A 16,304-nucleotide genomic window follows, 5' to 3' on the forward strand; every position below is an offset into this window, starting at 1 on the left:
TTTACAACACCTTCTCTTTCTTCCGCTTGGAATACAGCGGCTTTACAACCCAACGCACAATACCTTGGGCGGCAATAAAGAAAATAATCGAGCCAATAACTACCCGGATAATTTCTGGCGGTACATCCGCGCTAAAGCTCATCCCCGCAGAACCATACGTAAGCGTCCCGAACAAAACAGAGCCGAGCAGTACACCGAACGGATTATTCATCCCGATCAAAGACACAGCGATGCCGTCAAAGCCGGTTCCCGGTGATCCTGCCATAACAGATTGATAATGGAAAACCCCCAACACCTCAAAGGCACCAGCCAATCCAGCAAAAACACCACTAATAAACATCGCTTTTATGATATTACGATTTACATTCATACCTGCATAACGAGATGCATCCTCATTAAATCCGACAGCCCGAAGCTCATAGCCCTGCTTTGTTTTCCACATGAAAATATAGAAAAACACTGCCGCCAGCACAGCAATAACGGTGCCCCAATGAACCCGAGCATTCCCCATCATCTGGGACAGCCAATCAATGGAAATAGAAGCGGAAGGTTGGATATCTACAGAGCGATTTTCCCCTTCCAAAAGTGCGAACTGATTAATCACCAAGTTAGCCAAATACAGTCCGATCCAGTTCATCATAATACATGTAATAACTTCGTTAACGCCTCGTTTGGCCTTCAAATAGCCAGCAATCGCAGCCCACAAGCCTCCGAAAACGGCTCCTGCAATCACAGCTAGCGGTGCATGAATGATAGCAGGCAACCCATGAAGTTTGATGCCCACAATCGAAGCAGCTGTCATACCGACCAGAAACTGACCTTCGCCGCCAATATTAAACAACCCGGCACGAGCCGCAAAAGCAAATGCCAATCCCGTTAGAATTAAAGGAGTCATCTCACGGATCGCTTCGCCAAAGTTGTAGGTGTCTCCGTACACACGGCTAAACAATGCAGAGTACGCCACAATAGGGTCATACCCGCCAATTAACATCACGATAGCACCCAGAATGAGGCCAAAAACAATAGAGACCAGTGCCAGAACAAAGGAGTCTTTTGTGAATATTTTCAATAGGTTAGCCATTCTCTACTCCTTTCTTCACTGCACTTCCTGCCATCATGAGTCCCAGTTCCTGGTCATTCGTTTCTTCAGGCAGCACTTCCCCGACAATCTTGCCCTCATAAATAACAGCAATTCGATCGGATACATTCATAATCTCGTCCAGCTCAAATGAAATAAGCAGTACCGCTTTGCCTTGATCTCGCTGGGCAATCAATTGTTCTTGGACAAACTCAATAGCCCCAACATCCAGCCCGCGTGTAGGCTGAGCTGCGATGAGAAGGTCTGGGTTTTTATCAATTTCACGCGCTATAATAGCCTTTTGCTGATTCCCACCAGATAACGCTCTTGCCTTGGTATGAATATCCGGTGTTCTTACATCAAACTTCTCAATAAGGCTTTTTGCCTGCTTTTCTATAGCGTCCTTGTTCAAAAAGCCGTTTTTACTGTAAGGTGCCTGATAATACGTCTCGAGCACCATATTCTCACTCATGGAAAAATCGAGCACCAATCCATGCTTATGGCGATCCTCCGGTATATGTGAAACGCCTGCCTCTGAAATCTTGCGCGGTGGCTGGTTTGTCAGTTCTTTTCCGAGCAAACGGATACTTCCGCTATCCACCTTGCGCAATCCTGTCAAAGCTTCAATCAGCTCACTCTGTCCATTGCCATCTACCCCAGCAATCCCCAAAATCTCGCCAGCCTTGATCTGCAGGTTTAATTCATTCAGAACATGAATGCCGTCCTTGTTTTTAGAAATTACATTGTTCATTTCCAGTACAGTTTGTCCTGGTTGAGCAAGCTTCTTATCCACTTTAAAGGACACACGGCGGCCTACCATTTTCTCCGCCAGCTCATTTGGTGTTGTTTCAGAGGTTTTGACCGTATCAATAACTTTACCTCGGCGAATGATCGTAACCGTATCTGCAATTTGCATAATTTCTTTGAGTTTATGCGTGATAAGAATGATTGATTTGCCTTCAGCGACTAAGCGCTTCATAATGTCCAGCAACTCAGAAATTTCCTGTGGTGTCAGCACCGCGGTTGGCTCATCGAAAATCAGAATATCTGCACCGCGATAGAGCGTCTTGATAATTTCCACACGCTGCTGCATACCCACAGATATATCCTCAATTTTGGCATTCGGATTCACCTGAAGTCCATATTGCTCAGATAACCGCTGTACTTCTGCGGCAGCCTTTTTATAATTGATTTTCAGACCTTTACGTGGCTCCAAACCCAGGACAATATTTTCGGTTACGGTAAACGGCTGTACGAGCTTAAAATGCTGATGTACCATGCCGATCCCCAGATCAATTGCCTTATTAGGACTATCAATCTGTACGGGGGTTCCTCCCATTTCAATGGTCCCTTCATCCGGCTGATACAGTCCGAAAAGAATATTCATAAGCGTAGATTTACCCGCACCATTCTCACCCAAAAGGGCATGAATTTCTCCCTTATGCAGCTTGATGCTGATGGAGTCGTTGGCAACGATGCCGGGGAATCGTTTTGTAATTTGCTTTAACTCAACGACGGGGGTCGCTGCATCCATGAGATCACCCTTATACACTTTATAGTATGTGCTCCAATGAGCTGATTTTGACCATTATAATCTTATAACTCCAGACGTAAGAACAAGGCTAGTCTTATGAACCAGCCTTGTCGCCACCTCTATGTTCTGCAGTCTAACTTATTTCGAAGGAACTTTAATCTCGCCTTTAATGATTTTTTGCTTGTATTGTTCTACAAGATCAAGCACGTCTTTAGGAACGTTTTTCGAAGATGTATCTGCCAATCCAATTCCGTTATCCTTCAGAGCCAGTGTTTCGACACCGCCCTTAAACTTACCGTCAATTACTTCTTGGGATACGCGTTTTACTGCTTCATCTACGCGTTTTACCATCGAAGTTAATGTTACTCCGTCACCAAACTCAAGTGATTGGTCTTTATCTACGCCGATAACCCATACTTGCTGACCTTGCTGCTTACGTGCGAGTGCTTCGTTAAATACGCCTGTTCCTGATCCGCCAGCTGCATGGAAAATAATATCCGCACCATCATTGTAGATCGTTGCTGCAGCAGCCTTACCAAGATCTGGCTTATCAAACGCACCCGTATAGTTCACAATCAGTTGTGCCTTTGGATTTACAGCCTTAACCCCTGCTTCAAATCCTTTTTCAAAACGTTTGATTAACGGGCTCTCTTGTCCACCCACAAAACCAACTTTGTTTGTTTTAGTAAGTTTACCAGCCACAACCCCTACCAGGAAGGAACCTTCATTTTCAGCAAATACAACCGATTTAACGTTAGGCGCATCCACAACACTGTCAATGATCGCCAAATTTTTGTTCGGATTGTCTTTGGCTACTTGTCCAATCGCATTCGCCAGATTAAAACCGATTCCCCAAGTCAGGTTGAAATCACCCTTAACGAATTGATTCAGGTTAGGAATATAATCTTGGTCGGATTTACTTTGCAAGTATTTAGCTTTAACGCCTGATTCTTTCTGAATAGCTTGAAGTGCCTCCCAAGCAGATTGGTTAAACGATTTATCGTTTACTCCGCCCACATCTGTAACCATGCCAAGTTGGACATTTGATGTTTTGGCAGAACCGCCTGCTTCTCCACCATTTGCGTTGGACGCACCTTGATTTTTGTTACCGCAGCCTGCGAGAATGACCGAGATCGCCAGCAGCATAACCAAAGACATACTAAACAATTTCTTCATGCTGATACTGTTCCCCCTTAGTGTTAGATCCCTGGACTGTCTCTTTTCTTTAGAAAATGTACATCATTTTCATGTCATTTACTGACGAGACAGATCGTACAGAAGACTTACTTTAGAGATTATACAATTATGATCGACTAAAATCTAGCCAATTAATAACCTTGGGTCAATTTTTTTTAGATTTCCAAAAATGTAAGCGTTACAAAATTGAGAAATCCATACATTCTGCCATCTTACGTCATATTTATTCGTATTTTGAAGAAAACAAAGTCTTTTTTAGTGTTAAGTATGTACAAAAAAAGGCATCCCTACACAGCGTACTGCTCGGGACACCTTTGTTACCACTTTCGTGGCTTTTACGCCTTAATTAAGCGTTGATTTTACCTTTAGCAACAGTTGCCAAAGAGTTGAACGCATTAATATCATTGACTGCAAGATCAGCCAAGATTTTACGGTTAATGTCCACACCAGCCAATTTCAGACCGTGCATCAATTTGCTGTAAGACAAACCATTCAAACGAGCTGCTGCGTTGATACGCACGATCCACAATCTGCGGAAGTTACGTTTCGTCTGACGACGGTCACGGTATGCGTAAACAAGCGATTTCATTACCTGCTCGTTAGCAGTTTTAAAAATACGGTGTTTGGAACCAAAATAACCTTTAGCAAGCTTCAATACTTTTTTATGACGACGACGAACGACGAATCCGCCCTTTACTCTTGCCATATCAAAAGACCTCCCAAATAATGTTTATACTTTATTTATTGCCGTGCTTATACTATTTCAGGTTAGCAAGACCTTGTTTCAAACGTCTAACGTCCCCAGGTGCCATCTCAGGGTTAGTACCCAGAACGCGTTTTGCACGTTTGGATTTGTGGGAAAGCAAGTGGTTTCTGTAAGCTTTGTAACGCGTCACTTTACCAGTACCGGTAATTTTGAAGCGGCCTTTAAGGCTGCTATGTGTTTTCATTTTTGGCATTGAACTTCCTCCTTAATTTGTCATTGACTCTTTGGAGCCAATATCATAATCATGCTGCGTCCTTCGAGCTTGGGTTGGCGCTCCACGGTACAAAGATCAGCAACTTCCGTTTTTACACGTTCGAGAATTTTTTGTCCCACATTAGCATGGGTAATTTCACGACCGCGGAAACGAACGGAGCATTTCACCTTGTCCCCTTCATTCAGGAACTTCACCACATTGCGAAACTTGGTCTGGTAGTCATGTTCCTCGATGTTGGAACGGAACCATACCTCTTTGATGTCAACGATCTTCTGGTTTTTACGGGCTTCCTTTTCTTTCTTCTGTTGCTCATAACGGAATTTACCGTAATCCATAATCCGACACACGGGCGGCTTCGCTTGAGGCGCCACGTTCACGAGATCCAAGTTTGCGTCAATCGCCATTTGCAGAGCTTCACGAGTCGGTTTAATCCCGATTTGTTCCCCGTTTGCACCAACCAGACGTACTTCTCTCACTCGAATCTCATCATTGATCATATGTTCCTTACTAATAACCCTCCACCTCCAGAACCTGTTATTGTTGTATTGTGTTTAAGCACAAAAAAGGGATGACGACTATGCAGCCGACATCCCTGTCTGATACTCAATTCATCATGAAAGTTAAATTCACAAATCATTGGATCATGACCAGCCGGCAATACCGGACAGGTGAGAAGTCGGACCTTCTGCTTGTTAATCCATACTTTTCAATTAACATACTCGAATATCATATCATGTTACTACAGAGGCGTCAATACTTTTATGAAAATTAGGTGTACACGTCCTCTGTAGGTTCATAGTTTTACTTCAACAATCATTAACCTTGCTTGCTCTGAACCTCTTCCAGACGAACAACACGGGTATGCTGGGTGTGGCTCCATTGCTTGTTGTTCTGTGTAAAGAACGCATAGAACGTAATCGGATACCACGAAACCAGATAGACTGGGAAGAGCAGCAAGTACAGATACACTTTTTTGAACGTGACCTTTTCCAAGATCATCGCGATCAAAAAGGTGATAATATTCAGACTTATAGCCACAAAACCGGTCCAAGCAGGGAATTGTACGTAGATATTTTCAATATTGGGTCCACCAAATAATACAATATCTACCCACATCGCTACTGTCATCAAGAAGGTAAACAGTACGATATACACGTTCAGACCATACAGAGCCATATCGAATTTAATCAGGCTTCTATCTTTGATACTTTGCCACAACAACGGGAAGAAGTAACGACGAGCAACCGTGAAGTGACCTTGCATCCAGCGCAGACGCTGTCTGGAAGAAGCTTTGAATGTCAACGGCTTCTCATCATACACCTTGGCATCGTAATTAAACCTTGGGTATACGTTGCGTTGTGTACAACGCATGGTGAACTCCAAATCCTCTACCAGACTTGTTGCACCCCAACCCATTTCCTTGAGCAGATTTGTTTCAAAGCACATGCCTGTACCACCAAGGAAATTAGCCATATTCAGGTTGTGACGTGACAGCTGCCACAAACGGTTGATGTACCAATAAGATACCCCGTAGGCTGCTGTGATCCAGGAATCCTCAGGGTTCTTAGTATCAATATACCCCTGAATGACACGGGCGCCTGAGCACAAGTCATTGTTCATTTCGCTCAAGAAATTGGTATGCGCCAAGTTGTCGGCATCAAACATGACAATGGCATCATATTGCCGCGGCATAGCCCACAGCTCCTTGAGCATCCACTCAATAGCGTAGCCTTTACCACGCAAGTTCGGATTCGTACGTTCACATGCATTCATGCCATGAGCACGAACGATGTCCGCTGTCTTATCTGTGCAGTTATCACAGATTACGAATACGTCGTACAGTTCCTTTGGATAGTCAAGCTCCTTTAAATTTTCCATCAATGCTCCGACAACTTGTTCTTCATTGTGGGCAGCGACTAAAATAGCAAATGATTTTTCTGGAGCCGCTTGCTCTTTTCTTTTCTTACGAACCAATCCGAACAAGGAGAATGCAAACTGATAGACTGCGATCACCGCCAGTATGACCTGGAGCGTCACAAAAATAGCGTCTAACATGATCTCTTGTTACCCCCTTTTTATACCCCTTTAAAAATCTTGCGTTTGTCTGTTTTCTATCTGTGTAGCGCAAGTTGCGGCGCTTTGTGCGCCTTTTCTGTAGTTTTTGACCCGACCCTTGCTTTCTTCTTTGGCTCTGTGCAGCCCCCTTTTGGCTGACACAGGAATGCCATTACGATTTTCGTTGGTTTTCAATCTTTTGTCAAAGCCCCTAAACGGGTCTCAGCAGCAAAAAAACACGACAAATTCCCGTTTGAACCGAGATTGCGGCGCTGGACCTCTCATTCATGACGCTTAGGTCTTATTTTCATCCATTTGCTAACTTTTTATTTCTTTGGTCCCTCCTTTTTGTGGGCCAATTAGCAACCACTTCTAACCACTCTATCTTATTAGACGGATGAACGCAAAGAAAGTTATACAATACGGCTTATATTCCATTAACATTTTTGTGTAGAATTGAACCAGGTAAGTGGTGATTCTTGAAATGAATAGCGTTTAAAAATATGATGAGAGCAAGAGAATAATTACTTAGACCTGATTAATATCAAATTGATTCAAAATATTTGCCGACAGACCTGAACCGGCAACCGGAGGAAACCAAATGCAACGTCTAGTCGTAAAACTTGTAAGTCTGGAGCAGCGGTTGTTCAAATGGATCAACGGACGCTTACACAACCGTTTTTTGAACTTTTGGCTATATTATCTCACACATTTAGGCGGGGCTACCTTTACGATAGCCTCTACGCTTCTTATTTGGTGGCTCGCTCCGTATCCATGGAAAGACTCCGGCATGAAGGGAGCTATCGCTCTTGCGATCAGTCACATCCCTGTAGCTATCGTTAAAAAGCTGTACCCGCGGATACGTCCGTACCTGGCGCTACCAGGCACAAATACATTCCGCAATCCCTTGTCGGATCATTCTTTTCCCTCAGGGCACACGACCGCTATTTTTTCAGCTACCGTTCCTTTTATGCTGCAGTCACCCATGCTAGCACTATTGCTGCTACCTGTAGCGATAATTGTAGGTTTTTCCCGAATTTATCTGGGGCTTCACTATCCCACGGATGTGCTTGCAGGAGCAGTCATCGGAACGTCTGCAGCAATAGGAACGGTTGCATTCTGGCCTTAAAGCCGATATGGTATGATTGAGAACATCCCAGCAGGAACAGGTGAAATGAGAGTGGCTAAAAAACGAGTGTTATTATTATCGGAAGGTTTCGGTGCCGGACATACTCAAGCTGCCTATGCGCTCTCAAGCAGCTTGCGGAAGCTTTCTCCGGATGTGCAGACAAGAGTGCTGGAGCTGGGGAGCTTTTTGAATCCGAGAATGGCCCCGCTTATTATTACAGCATACAAGAAGACTGTTGTATCGCAGCCTCGCCTAGTCGGATTGGTTTACCGTCATCAATACAAAAAGTCATTAAACCGTCTTACAACGCTCGCTTTGCACCGTCTGTTCTACACACAGACCCGAAATATTCTCCGGCAGCTTCGTCCCGATTTGGTGGTATGTACTCACCCTATCCCGAGCGCGGTCATTTCACGTTTGAAGCGCTTAGGCTTACATGTCCCGCTGTGTACCGTCATTACAGACTACGATGCACATGGCACATGGATTAGTCCCGAGGTTGACCGGTACTTTGTGTCTACGCCTGAAGTCATGCGTAAGCTGCGCGCGCGCGGAGTTTCCGTATCAAAAATCCAGGTAACTGGTATTCCGGTTCATCCAAATTTTTGGGAACATCCTGGGCATGATGAAATCAGAGAACAGTTTGGGCTAAAATCCATCCCGACGGTACTCGTTATGGGCGGCGGCTGGGGCCTGATGAACGACGAAGTCATACATCGTTCGCTTACCAATTGGAGAGAAAAAATTCAATTTATTTTTTGTTTGGGGCATAATGATAAAATTCGTCGTAAAATGGAGCTGGATCCTCGGTTCAATCATCCGAACATTCATATTTTTGGATTCACCCGGGAAATCGACAAATTAATGGAAGTATCGAATCTACTCATTACCAAGCCTGGCGGTATGACATGTACCGAAGGGCTGGCCAAAGGGATTCCGATGCTGTTTCACAAGCCTCTCCCTGGACAGGAGGAGGAAAATTGTCAATACTTTACGGCTCAAGGCTTCGGAGAACCGATTACTTCGCTGGATGTTGTCGTGAAATGGATGAACCGTCTGCTATACGATTTTCCAGAAATCGTTCGCAAACGACAAGAGCACATCCATAATGTAGCGCGATATTATCCTCTTCAGAGCGCACAGAGTATTTTGGATATACTGGAACCGAACAGGGTGCTTTCCTAAAAGGAAGCACCCTGTCTTGTTTACTTTATTTATTTTTGTCTATGGTTACTTTCCGTATTTTTCGAGCCGTGTTTTTTCGTACTCTGCCAAAGCGTCTTTCCCAATCAACACCTCGACACGATGAATATTCATACCTTTACCCATGAACTTCTGTTCATATTCCGTCATGACATGCTCCTCATTAATTCCGTCACGATGAAGGTTTAACGAAATATTCGTCATTTGCAGACCGCTGTCAGCGAATGAATTCAGAGAAAACTCAAACAGTGTCTCCGAGTCCGTCTTAAAATGAATTTGCCCTTTGCTGTTCAAAAGCTGACGATACTTGTCCAAAAAACGCGGATGCGTCAAACGACGGCGTGCATGCTTGGCCTTAGGCCAGGGATCGCTAAAATTCAGATAAATGCGTTCTACTTCTCCTGGTTCAAAAACATTTTCGATCTGTTCGATGTTTGCCAGGGCTAATTTGATATTAGGCGGTGTAACAACCTCTGAATCACTCCAGGCCAGACGGGATTTTTCAGTAGCACGGCGAACCAGCTCATCATACATATCAAAGCCGATATAGTTAACCTCTGGATTTCGGTAGCTCATTTGGCTTATAAATTGCCCTTTACCCATGCCAAATTCCACATGAATGGGACGATCATTACCAAAAAGCTGCTGCCATTTCCCCTTATACTGTGTTGGTTCCAAGATGACCAGATCTTGCTGTTCTTCCAGACTTTCTCGTATTCCTTTTCTTCCGCGTAAACGCATGTTACTCCTCCATATACTCTGTTATCAAGGAAAAAGGAACTTCACCCCCGCTTGAAGATACGGAAATGAAATTCCTTTTTCAATATATTTGGATTGGGGTCCAACTAATTTAATTGTTCATAGTCTACCCCATCAGCAGGTGAAAAATCAATTGTCTTTTGGCAAGCGGCTCTGATTTTTTGACGTGCAGACGTGCCAATCTGACGATCCTGTCCAAAACGGACGCCCGTCAATGCTAACGCCTCATCAAAGGTCAACTCAACCGTAACTTTATCCATACGCGTCTTATCCTGCGTTTCCATAAAAGATCACCTCACGGGTTATTTGTGATGGAACCGACGTGCACTTCCCCTAAAGCAGGCGATAGAAACAGCATAGCTGCCTCCCTGAAGAATAACCATTAGCGACTGATAACTTTTTATCTTCAGGATTAAAACAGTCCTTTTATCATATGTCTGGTACCGCTTACAATATAACATATTGTGTAACCTTTTTCAATCCGGAAAGCCATAAAATCCGCACTTTTTAATGACTTTCTCGGTCAAGTGATTCCCATTTAAGATTGAATTTTGTTACAATAGGGTGATCGTAAAAAAAGGAGTACACCCATGAAAACAGATTTGTTGCCTGCTCCTCTCCTGTGGGGAGATAAACGGTTCCATACCTGGAATTACGAAATGCGTGAGCAATTTCAAAATAAAGTATTTAAAGTCATGCTGGATGCGGGTTTTACCTGTCCAAATCGCGATGGTTCTATCGCCAAAGGGGGTTGTACCTTTTGTAGTGCACGCGGATCAGGTGATTTTGCCGGACGTCGCCGTGATGACTTGGTCACCCAGTTCAATACGATTCGGGACCGCCAGCATTTAAAATGGCCCAACGCTAAATATATTGGCTATTTTCAAGCCTACACGAATACGTATGCCCCGGTTGAGGAGCTGCGAGAATACTTTGAGGTTATTTTAGAGCAGCCCGGCGTTGTCGGTCTGTCCATCGCTACACGTCCGGATTGCCTGCCTGATGATGTCGTGGATTATTTAGCCGAGCTGAACGAACGCACGTATTTGTGGGTCGAAATGGGTCTGCAAACCGTCCACGAATCGACCTCTGAGCTGATTAATCGCGCTCATGATACTCAATGTTATCTGGATGCGGTGGAAAAGCTGCGTAAGCGAAATATCCGTGTGTGTGCCCATATCATTTATGGTCTGCCCCAGGAGACACATGAAATGATGCTCGATACAGGACGTGCAGTAGCAGATATGGATGTGCAGGGCATCAAAATTCATCTGCTGCATCTCATGCGCAAAACGCCGATGGTCAAGCAATACGAAGCAGGATTGCTGCGCTTTTTGGAAAAGGACGAGTACATAAAGCTCATTGTAGATACGCTGGAGTTTTTGCCCCCTGAAATGATCGTTCACCGGTTGACCGGAGATGCACCCCGCGATTTACTGATGGGCCCCATGTGGTCGCTTAAAAAATGGGAAGTGCTTAACGGCATTGATAATGAACTGAAATCACGTGAAACGTGGCAGGGAAAATACTGGAGGAAGTCTTAAAATGGGATTCCTGTCTGTTCTGAGCTATGCTCATCAATTGGTAGCTGCACGGGTGCAGCCAGGCGATACTGCTATAGACGCCACCGTCGGCACAGGCGCAGATACGTTGTTTCTGGCTAAAGCAGCTGGCAAACGGGGGCGTGTCTACGGCTTCGATATCCAGCAGGAAGCCTTGGATTATGCCCGTCGTCGGCTGGAAGAAGACACTTCCCCTTCATTAGCAGAAGTATCACTGTTGCTGCAAGGCCATGAGCAAATGCAGCAGGCCATTCCAGACCGGCTGCATGGCAAAGTGGCTGCGGTCATGTTTAACCTCGGCTACTTGCCGTCTGAAGGGGCAGATCCTACGGTCATCACGCATACAGACAGCACGCTCGTCGCACTTGAAGCTGCCTTGCAGTTGCTGCGGCCGCGTGGGATTCTGACTACCGTATTATATCCTGGGCACGCCGGCGGCAGGGAGGAAGCAGAAGCCGTCCTTCAATGGGCTTCTGCCCTTCCAGTCTCCAGCGGTCAAAGCATTATTTACCGTCAATTACAACGAGATGCTTCACCTTACATAGTGGCGGTTGAAAAGAAATAATGTCGGGGTGTTACACTCGTATATTTAGGTAATGAGCAGCTTTTTTAGCCGCCTTACATATATTTTCAGCGCCATATGGGTTTATTCATCCTGGTTTATGGCCCAGCGGCACGTTTTGATTTCCTGATTCAGTTAGATTGCACTCATTACTCATTATGGAGGAGAGAAACAATGCTAAAGCCATACCCGCTGCAATTTCAACCTGAGTTTAAAGAGAGAGTTTGGGGAGGACGAGCCTTAGAACAATTTGGTCTGACCCCACCACAAGGACATATTGGTGAAGGATGGATGATTGCTGATCATCCGAACGGGACAACAACGGTCATCAATGGCGAGCTGGCTGGAAAAGGACTGGATGAAATTCGCCAGACCTACGGACAGGATTGGCTTGGGGCAAAGGGTGTATCGAAAAAAGGCGGACGTTTTCCACTTTTGATCAAGCTACTGGATTGTAATGATGACTTATCTGTTCAGGTGCATCCGACAGATGATTACGCTGGACTTCCAGCTGGAGAATTAGGAAAAACTGAAATGTGGTATGTGCTTGATGCCAAGCCGGATGCCAAAATTATTTATGGTCTAACCGAAGGTGTAACCCGTGAAAGTCTGCGTACAGCTCTTGAAAGCGGAGATATCATGGGCAGTTTGCGCCAGGTTCCAGTTGAAGCAGGCGATACATTCTTCATTCCTGCTGGAACCGTACATGCACTGTGTGCGGGTGTTGTTGTTGCTGAAATCCAGCAAAATTCGGATACAACCTATCGTTTATATGACTACAACCGCCCCGGTCTGGACGGCAAACCTCGTGAGCTGCACATCGAGGATTCCCTTAATGTAACTTCCTACGAAGGTGCAGGCGCAACAACGATGAAAACGGATGGCTTGCAGCCTGGAGAATGGCTCCAACTGGCATCCTGTGAGTATTTTGTTGTGGAAAAGGGTATTGTAGATGGAAGTTGGACACTTTCTACAACGGAAGACAGCTTCACTATTCTTGTGGTTTGCGAAGGCAGTGGGACCATAACATGGGACAATAATACGGAATCTCTTTCCTGCAAAGCGGGAGATTGCTTCCTGCTCCCCGCTAATCTCGGCGGTTACACGCTGAATGACGGAATGACCGTACTTAGATCTTATCTTCCTTAAAGCTTAAAGGATGTGATGTCTAATCATGCGGGAATACACCTTCACCATCGCTGAAGATGACGGAACAGAGCTTTTTACCTACCGCTGGCTGCCCGAGCAAGATGTTCCCGTCAAAGGGATCGTTCAAGTTTCGCATGGCATGTGTGAGACGTCCTACCGCTACATTCGGCTGGCTGAAAAGCTTACCGCTTCTGGCTACGGCGTGTATGCCAACGATCATATCGGCCATGGGCGCACAGCTGGTGATCCTGATAAGCTGGGTATGCCAGGAGCCAATGCGTTCAACCGAATGGCAAAAGGCATGCTGGAGCTAGGCGAAATCGTGGCCAAGGAATTCCCTGATCAACCTCGTTTTTTACTAGGTCACAGCATGGGGTCATTTTTAACCCAAAAAATGATGTATGATGATCAGCAGTCGTATCACGGGTTTATTTTATCAGGAACCAACGGCCGACGTGGTCTGCTGAAACTCGGAGAGCAGGTTGCTCTGCTGCAAGGAAAATTGCAGGGGATGGATCATCGCAGCATGCTGCTCAACGCTATGGTCTTTGGCGGCTTTAACCGCGCCTTTCGTCCTGTGCGTACAGCATTCGACTGGCTGTCCCGTGATCCTGATGAAGTAGATCAGTTCTTGCACGACCCATTATGCGGAGCTATTTGCACGACAGGCTTTTTTCTTGATTTTTTCAGGCTGTTACAAGAAATCCACTGGCCTTCGTCGCTAAAAAAAATCAATCCCAAACTGCCCGTTTATATTTTTGCCGGGGATCGTGATCCAGTGGGCTTGTTCGGCAAAGGTGTGCTGTCGCTAGTGGATATGTATCGAAGCCTGAATCTTCAAGACGTAGAGTATCGTCTCTATCCTGACGGTCGCCATGAGATGCTGCATGAAACCAATCGCGAAGAGGTAATGAATGACATCGTGGACTGGCTTGACCGTCATATTAACACAGAGGGTACCTCTGTTTCCGTTTTATCTGGAGCCTCCGAAGCATCCACTTTATCAGCTTCCTCCAAGTCATCATCCTAGCGAGGAAATAACAAAAGAAACCTTTAAAGTCACTTTTATCGTGCTTTAAAGGTTTCTTTTGTATTCTTTTATCTTCATCAGGGTATCATTTATGAGTTAATTACCATGCATTTCGCTCTTTCAGGGAAGTGATATGAGCTGTGTGATGTTTGCCATGCCAAGCATAGATACCAATGTTTCGTTCCAGACGGATCGTCTGGCCTGATTCAGGATGAATAAACGTTCGATGCAGCTGATCTTCCCCTAACGAACGCAACATGGTCACCCAGCGTTCATGTAGTCCTTCCAGCAGTTGCAACGAAGGTTCCAGCGGCAGCTCCCTAGCATCTGGTATTTCGGCCCAACGCCCCTCATCATAGGGCTTGATTGTCGGTGTATCCTCGGTCAGCGCCAGCTTAAAACGGATATAGCTATTCATATGACTGTCCGCCAAATGATGCACAACCTGCCGAATCGTCCATCCCCCTTCGCGATAAGGCGTATTGAGCTGCTGCTCATTCAGTCCTTCGACCGCTTGACGCAGTTTTCCAGGCAATTCAGCAATGTCGTCGATCCATGTAATCCGCTGTTCTTCTGTAATGGGTTCTGGAATCACGAATGGTCCAATCGGGTAGCGCAAGTCTTTGTCCAAAACAATTCCCGCCCTTCTCTGTATCTGAATGTCTGCAATACCTATAGCCTTATGTTAGTACTATGCAGGAAAAAAAGCAGACCCGCAAGAGTCTGCTTTTGCCATGAACGTGCAGAGGTGATACACTCGCCAGATTTATGTTATCCTTCCAGCAACAATGATTCGGGATCTTCCAGCAATTCTTTGACCGTTACCAGGAAACGGACCGCCTCGCTACCATCAATAATACGGTGGTCGTAGGACAACGCGATATACATCATCGGACGATTTTCCATACGTTCCTCGTCGATGGCAATCGGGCGAAGCTGGATTTTGTGCATGCCCAAAATACCTACTTGCGGCGTATTCAGAATTGGCGTAGACAGCAAGGAACCGAAAATACCTCCATTGGTTATGGTAAAAGTTCCCCCTTGCAAGTCTGCCAGCGAAAGAGAATTGGAGCGGGCTTTGCTAGCCAAATCCGCAATGCTCTTCTCGATTTCAGCAAAACCAAGGCGATCAGCATCCCGGACAACGGGAACGACCAAACCTTCCTTGGCAGATACAGCAATCCCGATATCATAGTATTTTTTCAGTACGATATCATCGCCATTGATTTCTGCATTCACCGTAGGGAAGCGCTTGAGCGCACCAACCACTGCCTTCGTAAAGAAGGACATGAAACCCAACCCTACATCGTGTTTCTCCTTGAATTTATCTTTACGACGTTTACGCACATCGAGAATGGCAGTCATATCCACTTCATTAAAAGTGGTCAGCATGGCGGCTGTTTGCTGTGCTTCCACAAGACGCTTGGCAATCGTCGCTCTCCGACGGGACATCCGATGCCGCTCCACAGGCTTACTATACTCTGTATGAGCTGGGGACGGAGGCACAGGCTTGCCAGCAACAGGAGGCGAAGGTACAGATGCTGTACGTGATGCTTCAGCACTGTTATGCGTTTTTACGTCTTCCTGGAACACACGTCCGAGCGGGTCCTTTCCCTGTACCTGCTCCAGATTAATCCCGCGCTCACGCGCCAGCTTTCGGGCGGATGGTGATGCCGTCTGACCATTCCCGTCGCTATTGGAGGGAATTGGCGATGCAGGCTTTTCTACTGCTTTACCGCCGCCTTCTACGAAAGCTGGTGAAGTTGCTGCAGACGGCGCCTCAGGCGCCTGAGTCGCTGCGGCTTCTCCGGCCCCGGTTGCTTCCGCACTGCCGCTTCCGATCAAGCCAACAGCTTCTCCGATAACCACGGTGTCCCCCTCCTGACGAAGGATTTTTTGGACCACACCTGCTTCTTCCGCACTAATTTCCAGATTAACCTTATCCGTTTCCAGTTCCAGAAGAACATCTCCCTGTCCTACGGAATCCCCTTCCTTCACAAGCCATTTGGAGATTGTTCCTTCCGTGATGGATTCCCCCATTGCTGGCACTATAATATCGCTCACAG

The 16,304-nt window shown here is 45.8% G+C and carries 17 protein-coding genes; 6 read left to right on the plus strand and 11 right to left on the minus strand.

Features of this window, described 5'->3' with window-relative positions; all coding sequences use genetic code 11:
• Position 1 precedes the first annotated feature (1 nt).
• From ACQQ6X_RS09775 to ACQQ6X_RS09805, 7 genes are all read right to left on the minus strand, one after another.
• A complete protein-coding gene (locus ACQQ6X_RS09775; RefSeq protein ID WP_064795330.1) occupies positions 2-1,081 on the minus strand; it encodes an ABC transporter permease in 1,080 nt (359 codons plus the stop codon).
• Positions 1,074-2,612: an ABC transporter ATP-binding protein gene (locus ACQQ6X_RS09780; RefSeq protein WP_305165163.1), complete on the minus strand. Its 1,539-nt coding sequence runs from the start codon at positions 2,610-2,612 to the stop codon at positions 1,074-1,076. Before ACQQ6X_RS09780 ends, ACQQ6X_RS09775 begins: the two co-directional genes overlap by 8 nt.
• A 138-nt stretch (positions 2,613-2,750) precedes the next feature.
• Positions 2,751-3,788 (minus strand): BMP family lipoprotein, encoded by a 1,038-nt coding sequence (locus ACQQ6X_RS09785; RefSeq protein ID WP_149035890.1) that lies wholly within the window; start codon positions 3,786-3,788, stop codon positions 2,751-2,753.
• A 367-nt stretch (positions 3,789-4,155) separates the two neighbouring features.
• Positions 4,156-4,515, minus strand: coding sequence for a 50S ribosomal protein L20 (gene rplT, locus ACQQ6X_RS09790; protein ID WP_007429517.1), 360 nt, complete (start codon positions 4,513-4,515; stop codon positions 4,156-4,158).
• Positions 4,516-4,567: 52 nt separating this feature from the next.
• Positions 4,568-4,768, minus strand: coding sequence for a 50S ribosomal protein L35 (rpmI, locus tag ACQQ6X_RS09795; protein ID WP_007429516.1), 201 nt, complete (start codon positions 4,766-4,768; stop codon positions 4,568-4,570).
• A 20-nt stretch (positions 4,769-4,788) separates the two neighbouring features.
• On the minus strand, positions 4,789-5,286 hold the full coding sequence (gene infC, locus ACQQ6X_RS09800) for a translation initiation factor IF-3 (protein ID WP_007429515.1): 498 nt from the start codon (positions 5,284-5,286) through the stop codon (positions 4,789-4,791).
• A gap of 319 nt (positions 5,287-5,605) precedes the next feature.
• Positions 5,606-6,844, minus strand: coding sequence for a glycosyltransferase family 2 protein (locus ACQQ6X_RS09805; RefSeq protein ID WP_149035888.1), 1,239 nt, complete (start codon positions 6,842-6,844; stop codon positions 5,606-5,608).
• Between the two features lie 601 nt (positions 6,845-7,445).
• Here ACQQ6X_RS09805 and ACQQ6X_RS09810 point away from each other — a divergent pair.
• The gene (locus tag ACQQ6X_RS09810; RefSeq protein ID WP_063209948.1) at positions 7,446-7,973 is read left to right on the plus strand and encodes a phosphatase PAP2 family protein; all 528 of its coding nucleotides are present in this window, start codon (positions 7,446-7,448) and stop codon (positions 7,971-7,973) included.
• A 51-nt stretch (positions 7,974-8,024) separates the two neighbouring features.
• Positions 8,025-9,158: an MGDG synthase family glycosyltransferase gene (locus ACQQ6X_RS09815; RefSeq protein WP_430493601.1), complete on the plus strand. Its 1,134-nt coding sequence runs from the start codon at positions 8,025-8,027 to the stop codon at positions 9,156-9,158.
• Between the two features lie 45 nt (positions 9,159-9,203).
• Here ACQQ6X_RS09815 and trmB read toward each other — a convergent pair whose 3' ends face one another.
• Both trmB and ACQQ6X_RS09825 read right to left on the minus strand, forming a co-directional pair.
• Positions 9,204-9,917, minus strand: coding sequence for a tRNA (guanosine(46)-N7)-methyltransferase TrmB (gene trmB / locus ACQQ6X_RS09820; protein WP_305165165.1), 714 nt, complete (start codon positions 9,915-9,917; stop codon positions 9,204-9,206).
• 104 nt (positions 9,918-10,021) lie between these two features.
• Positions 10,022-10,219 carry a hypothetical protein gene (locus ACQQ6X_RS09825; RefSeq protein WP_063209951.1) on the minus strand — a complete coding sequence of 66 codons (198 nt, stop codon included), beginning with the start codon at positions 10,217-10,219 and terminating at the stop codon, positions 10,022-10,024.
• 306 nt (positions 10,220-10,525) lie between these two features.
• On the opposite strand from ACQQ6X_RS09825, the gene ACQQ6X_RS09830 reads away from it, so the two are divergent.
• From ACQQ6X_RS09830 to ACQQ6X_RS09845, 4 genes are all read left to right on the plus strand, one after another.
• Positions 10,526-11,479, plus strand: coding sequence for a TIGR01212 family radical SAM protein (locus ACQQ6X_RS09830; RefSeq protein ID WP_305165166.1), 954 nt, complete (start codon positions 10,526-10,528; stop codon positions 11,477-11,479).
• A 1-nt stretch (position 11,480) separates the two neighbouring features.
• Positions 11,481-12,062, plus strand: a complete 582-nt coding sequence (locus tag ACQQ6X_RS09835) for a class I SAM-dependent methyltransferase (protein ID WP_305165167.1) — start codon at positions 11,481-11,483, stop codon at positions 12,060-12,062.
• Between the two features lie 171 nt (positions 12,063-12,233).
• Positions 12,234-13,208, plus strand: a complete 975-nt coding sequence (locus ACQQ6X_RS09840; protein ID WP_305165168.1) for a type I phosphomannose isomerase catalytic subunit — start codon at positions 12,234-12,236, stop codon at positions 13,206-13,208.
• A 25-nt stretch (positions 13,209-13,233) separates the two neighbouring features.
• On the plus strand, positions 13,234-14,238 hold the full coding sequence (locus tag ACQQ6X_RS09845) for an alpha/beta fold hydrolase (protein WP_305165169.1): 1,005 nt from the start codon (positions 13,234-13,236) through the stop codon (positions 14,236-14,238).
• Between the two features lie 100 nt (positions 14,239-14,338).
• Here ACQQ6X_RS09845 and ACQQ6X_RS09850 read toward each other — a convergent pair whose 3' ends face one another.
• Both ACQQ6X_RS09850 and odhB read right to left on the minus strand, forming a co-directional pair.
• Positions 14,339-14,869 carry a YfiT family bacillithiol transferase gene (locus tag ACQQ6X_RS09850; protein ID WP_305165170.1) on the minus strand — a complete coding sequence of 177 codons (531 nt, stop codon included), beginning with the start codon at positions 14,867-14,869 and terminating at the stop codon, positions 14,339-14,341.
• Positions 14,870-15,009: 140 nt separating this feature from the next.
• On the minus strand, positions 15,010-16,302 hold the full coding sequence (odhB, locus tag ACQQ6X_RS09855) for a 2-oxoglutarate dehydrogenase complex dihydrolipoyllysine-residue succinyltransferase (RefSeq protein ID WP_305165171.1): 1,293 nt from the start codon (positions 16,300-16,302) through the stop codon (positions 15,010-15,012).
• Positions 16,303-16,304: the final 2 nt, after the last annotated feature.

The sequence above is a fragment of the Paenibacillus ottowii genome (assembly GCF_050516475.1).
Classification (GTDB): domain Bacteria; phylum Bacillota; class Bacilli; order Paenibacillales; family Paenibacillaceae; genus Paenibacillus; species Paenibacillus ottowii.

Coding starts and splice junctions, on each gene's coding strand:
- ACQQ6X_RS09775 (WP_064795330.1), bottom strand. CDS start 1,081: ATGGCTAACCTATTGAAAATATTCACAAAAGACTCCTTTGTTCTGGCA.
- ACQQ6X_RS09780 (WP_305165163.1), bottom strand. CDS start 2,612: ATGGATGCAGCGACCCCCGTCGTTGAGTTAAAGCAAATTACAAAACGA.
- ACQQ6X_RS09785 (WP_149035890.1), bottom strand. CDS start 3,788: ATGAAGAAATTGTTTAGTATGTCTTTGGTTATGCTGCTGGCGATCTCG.
- rplT (WP_007429517.1), bottom strand. CDS start 4,515: ATGGCAAGAGTAAAGGGCGGATTCGTCGTTCGTCGTCGTCATAAAAAA.
- rpmI (WP_007429516.1), bottom strand. CDS start 4,768: ATGCCAAAAATGAAAACACATAGCAGCCTTAAAGGCCGCTTCAAAATT.
- infC (WP_007429515.1), bottom strand. CDS start 5,286: ATGATCAATGATGAGATTCGAGTGAGAGAAGTACGTCTGGTTGGTGCA.
- ACQQ6X_RS09805 (WP_149035888.1), bottom strand. CDS start 6,844: ATGTTAGACGCTATTTTTGTGACGCTCCAGGTCATACTGGCGGTGATC.
- ACQQ6X_RS09810 (WP_063209948.1), top strand. CDS start 7,446: ATGCAACGTCTAGTCGTAAAACTTGTAAGTCTGGAGCAGCGGTTGTTC.
- trmB (WP_305165165.1), bottom strand. CDS start 9,917: ATGCGTTTACGCGGAAGAAAAGGAATACGAGAAAGTCTGGAAGAACAG.
- ACQQ6X_RS09825 (WP_063209951.1), bottom strand. CDS start 10,219: ATGGAAACGCAGGATAAGACGCGTATGGATAAAGTTACGGTTGAGTTG.
- ACQQ6X_RS09830 (WP_305165166.1), top strand. CDS start 10,526: ATGAAAACAGATTTGTTGCCTGCTCCTCTCCTGTGGGGAGATAAACGG.
- ACQQ6X_RS09835 (WP_305165167.1), top strand. CDS start 11,481: ATGGGATTCCTGTCTGTTCTGAGCTATGCTCATCAATTGGTAGCTGCA.
- ACQQ6X_RS09840 (WP_305165168.1), top strand. CDS start 12,234: ATGCTAAAGCCATACCCGCTGCAATTTCAACCTGAGTTTAAAGAGAGA.
- ACQQ6X_RS09845 (WP_305165169.1), top strand. CDS start 13,234: ATGCGGGAATACACCTTCACCATCGCTGAAGATGACGGAACAGAGCTT.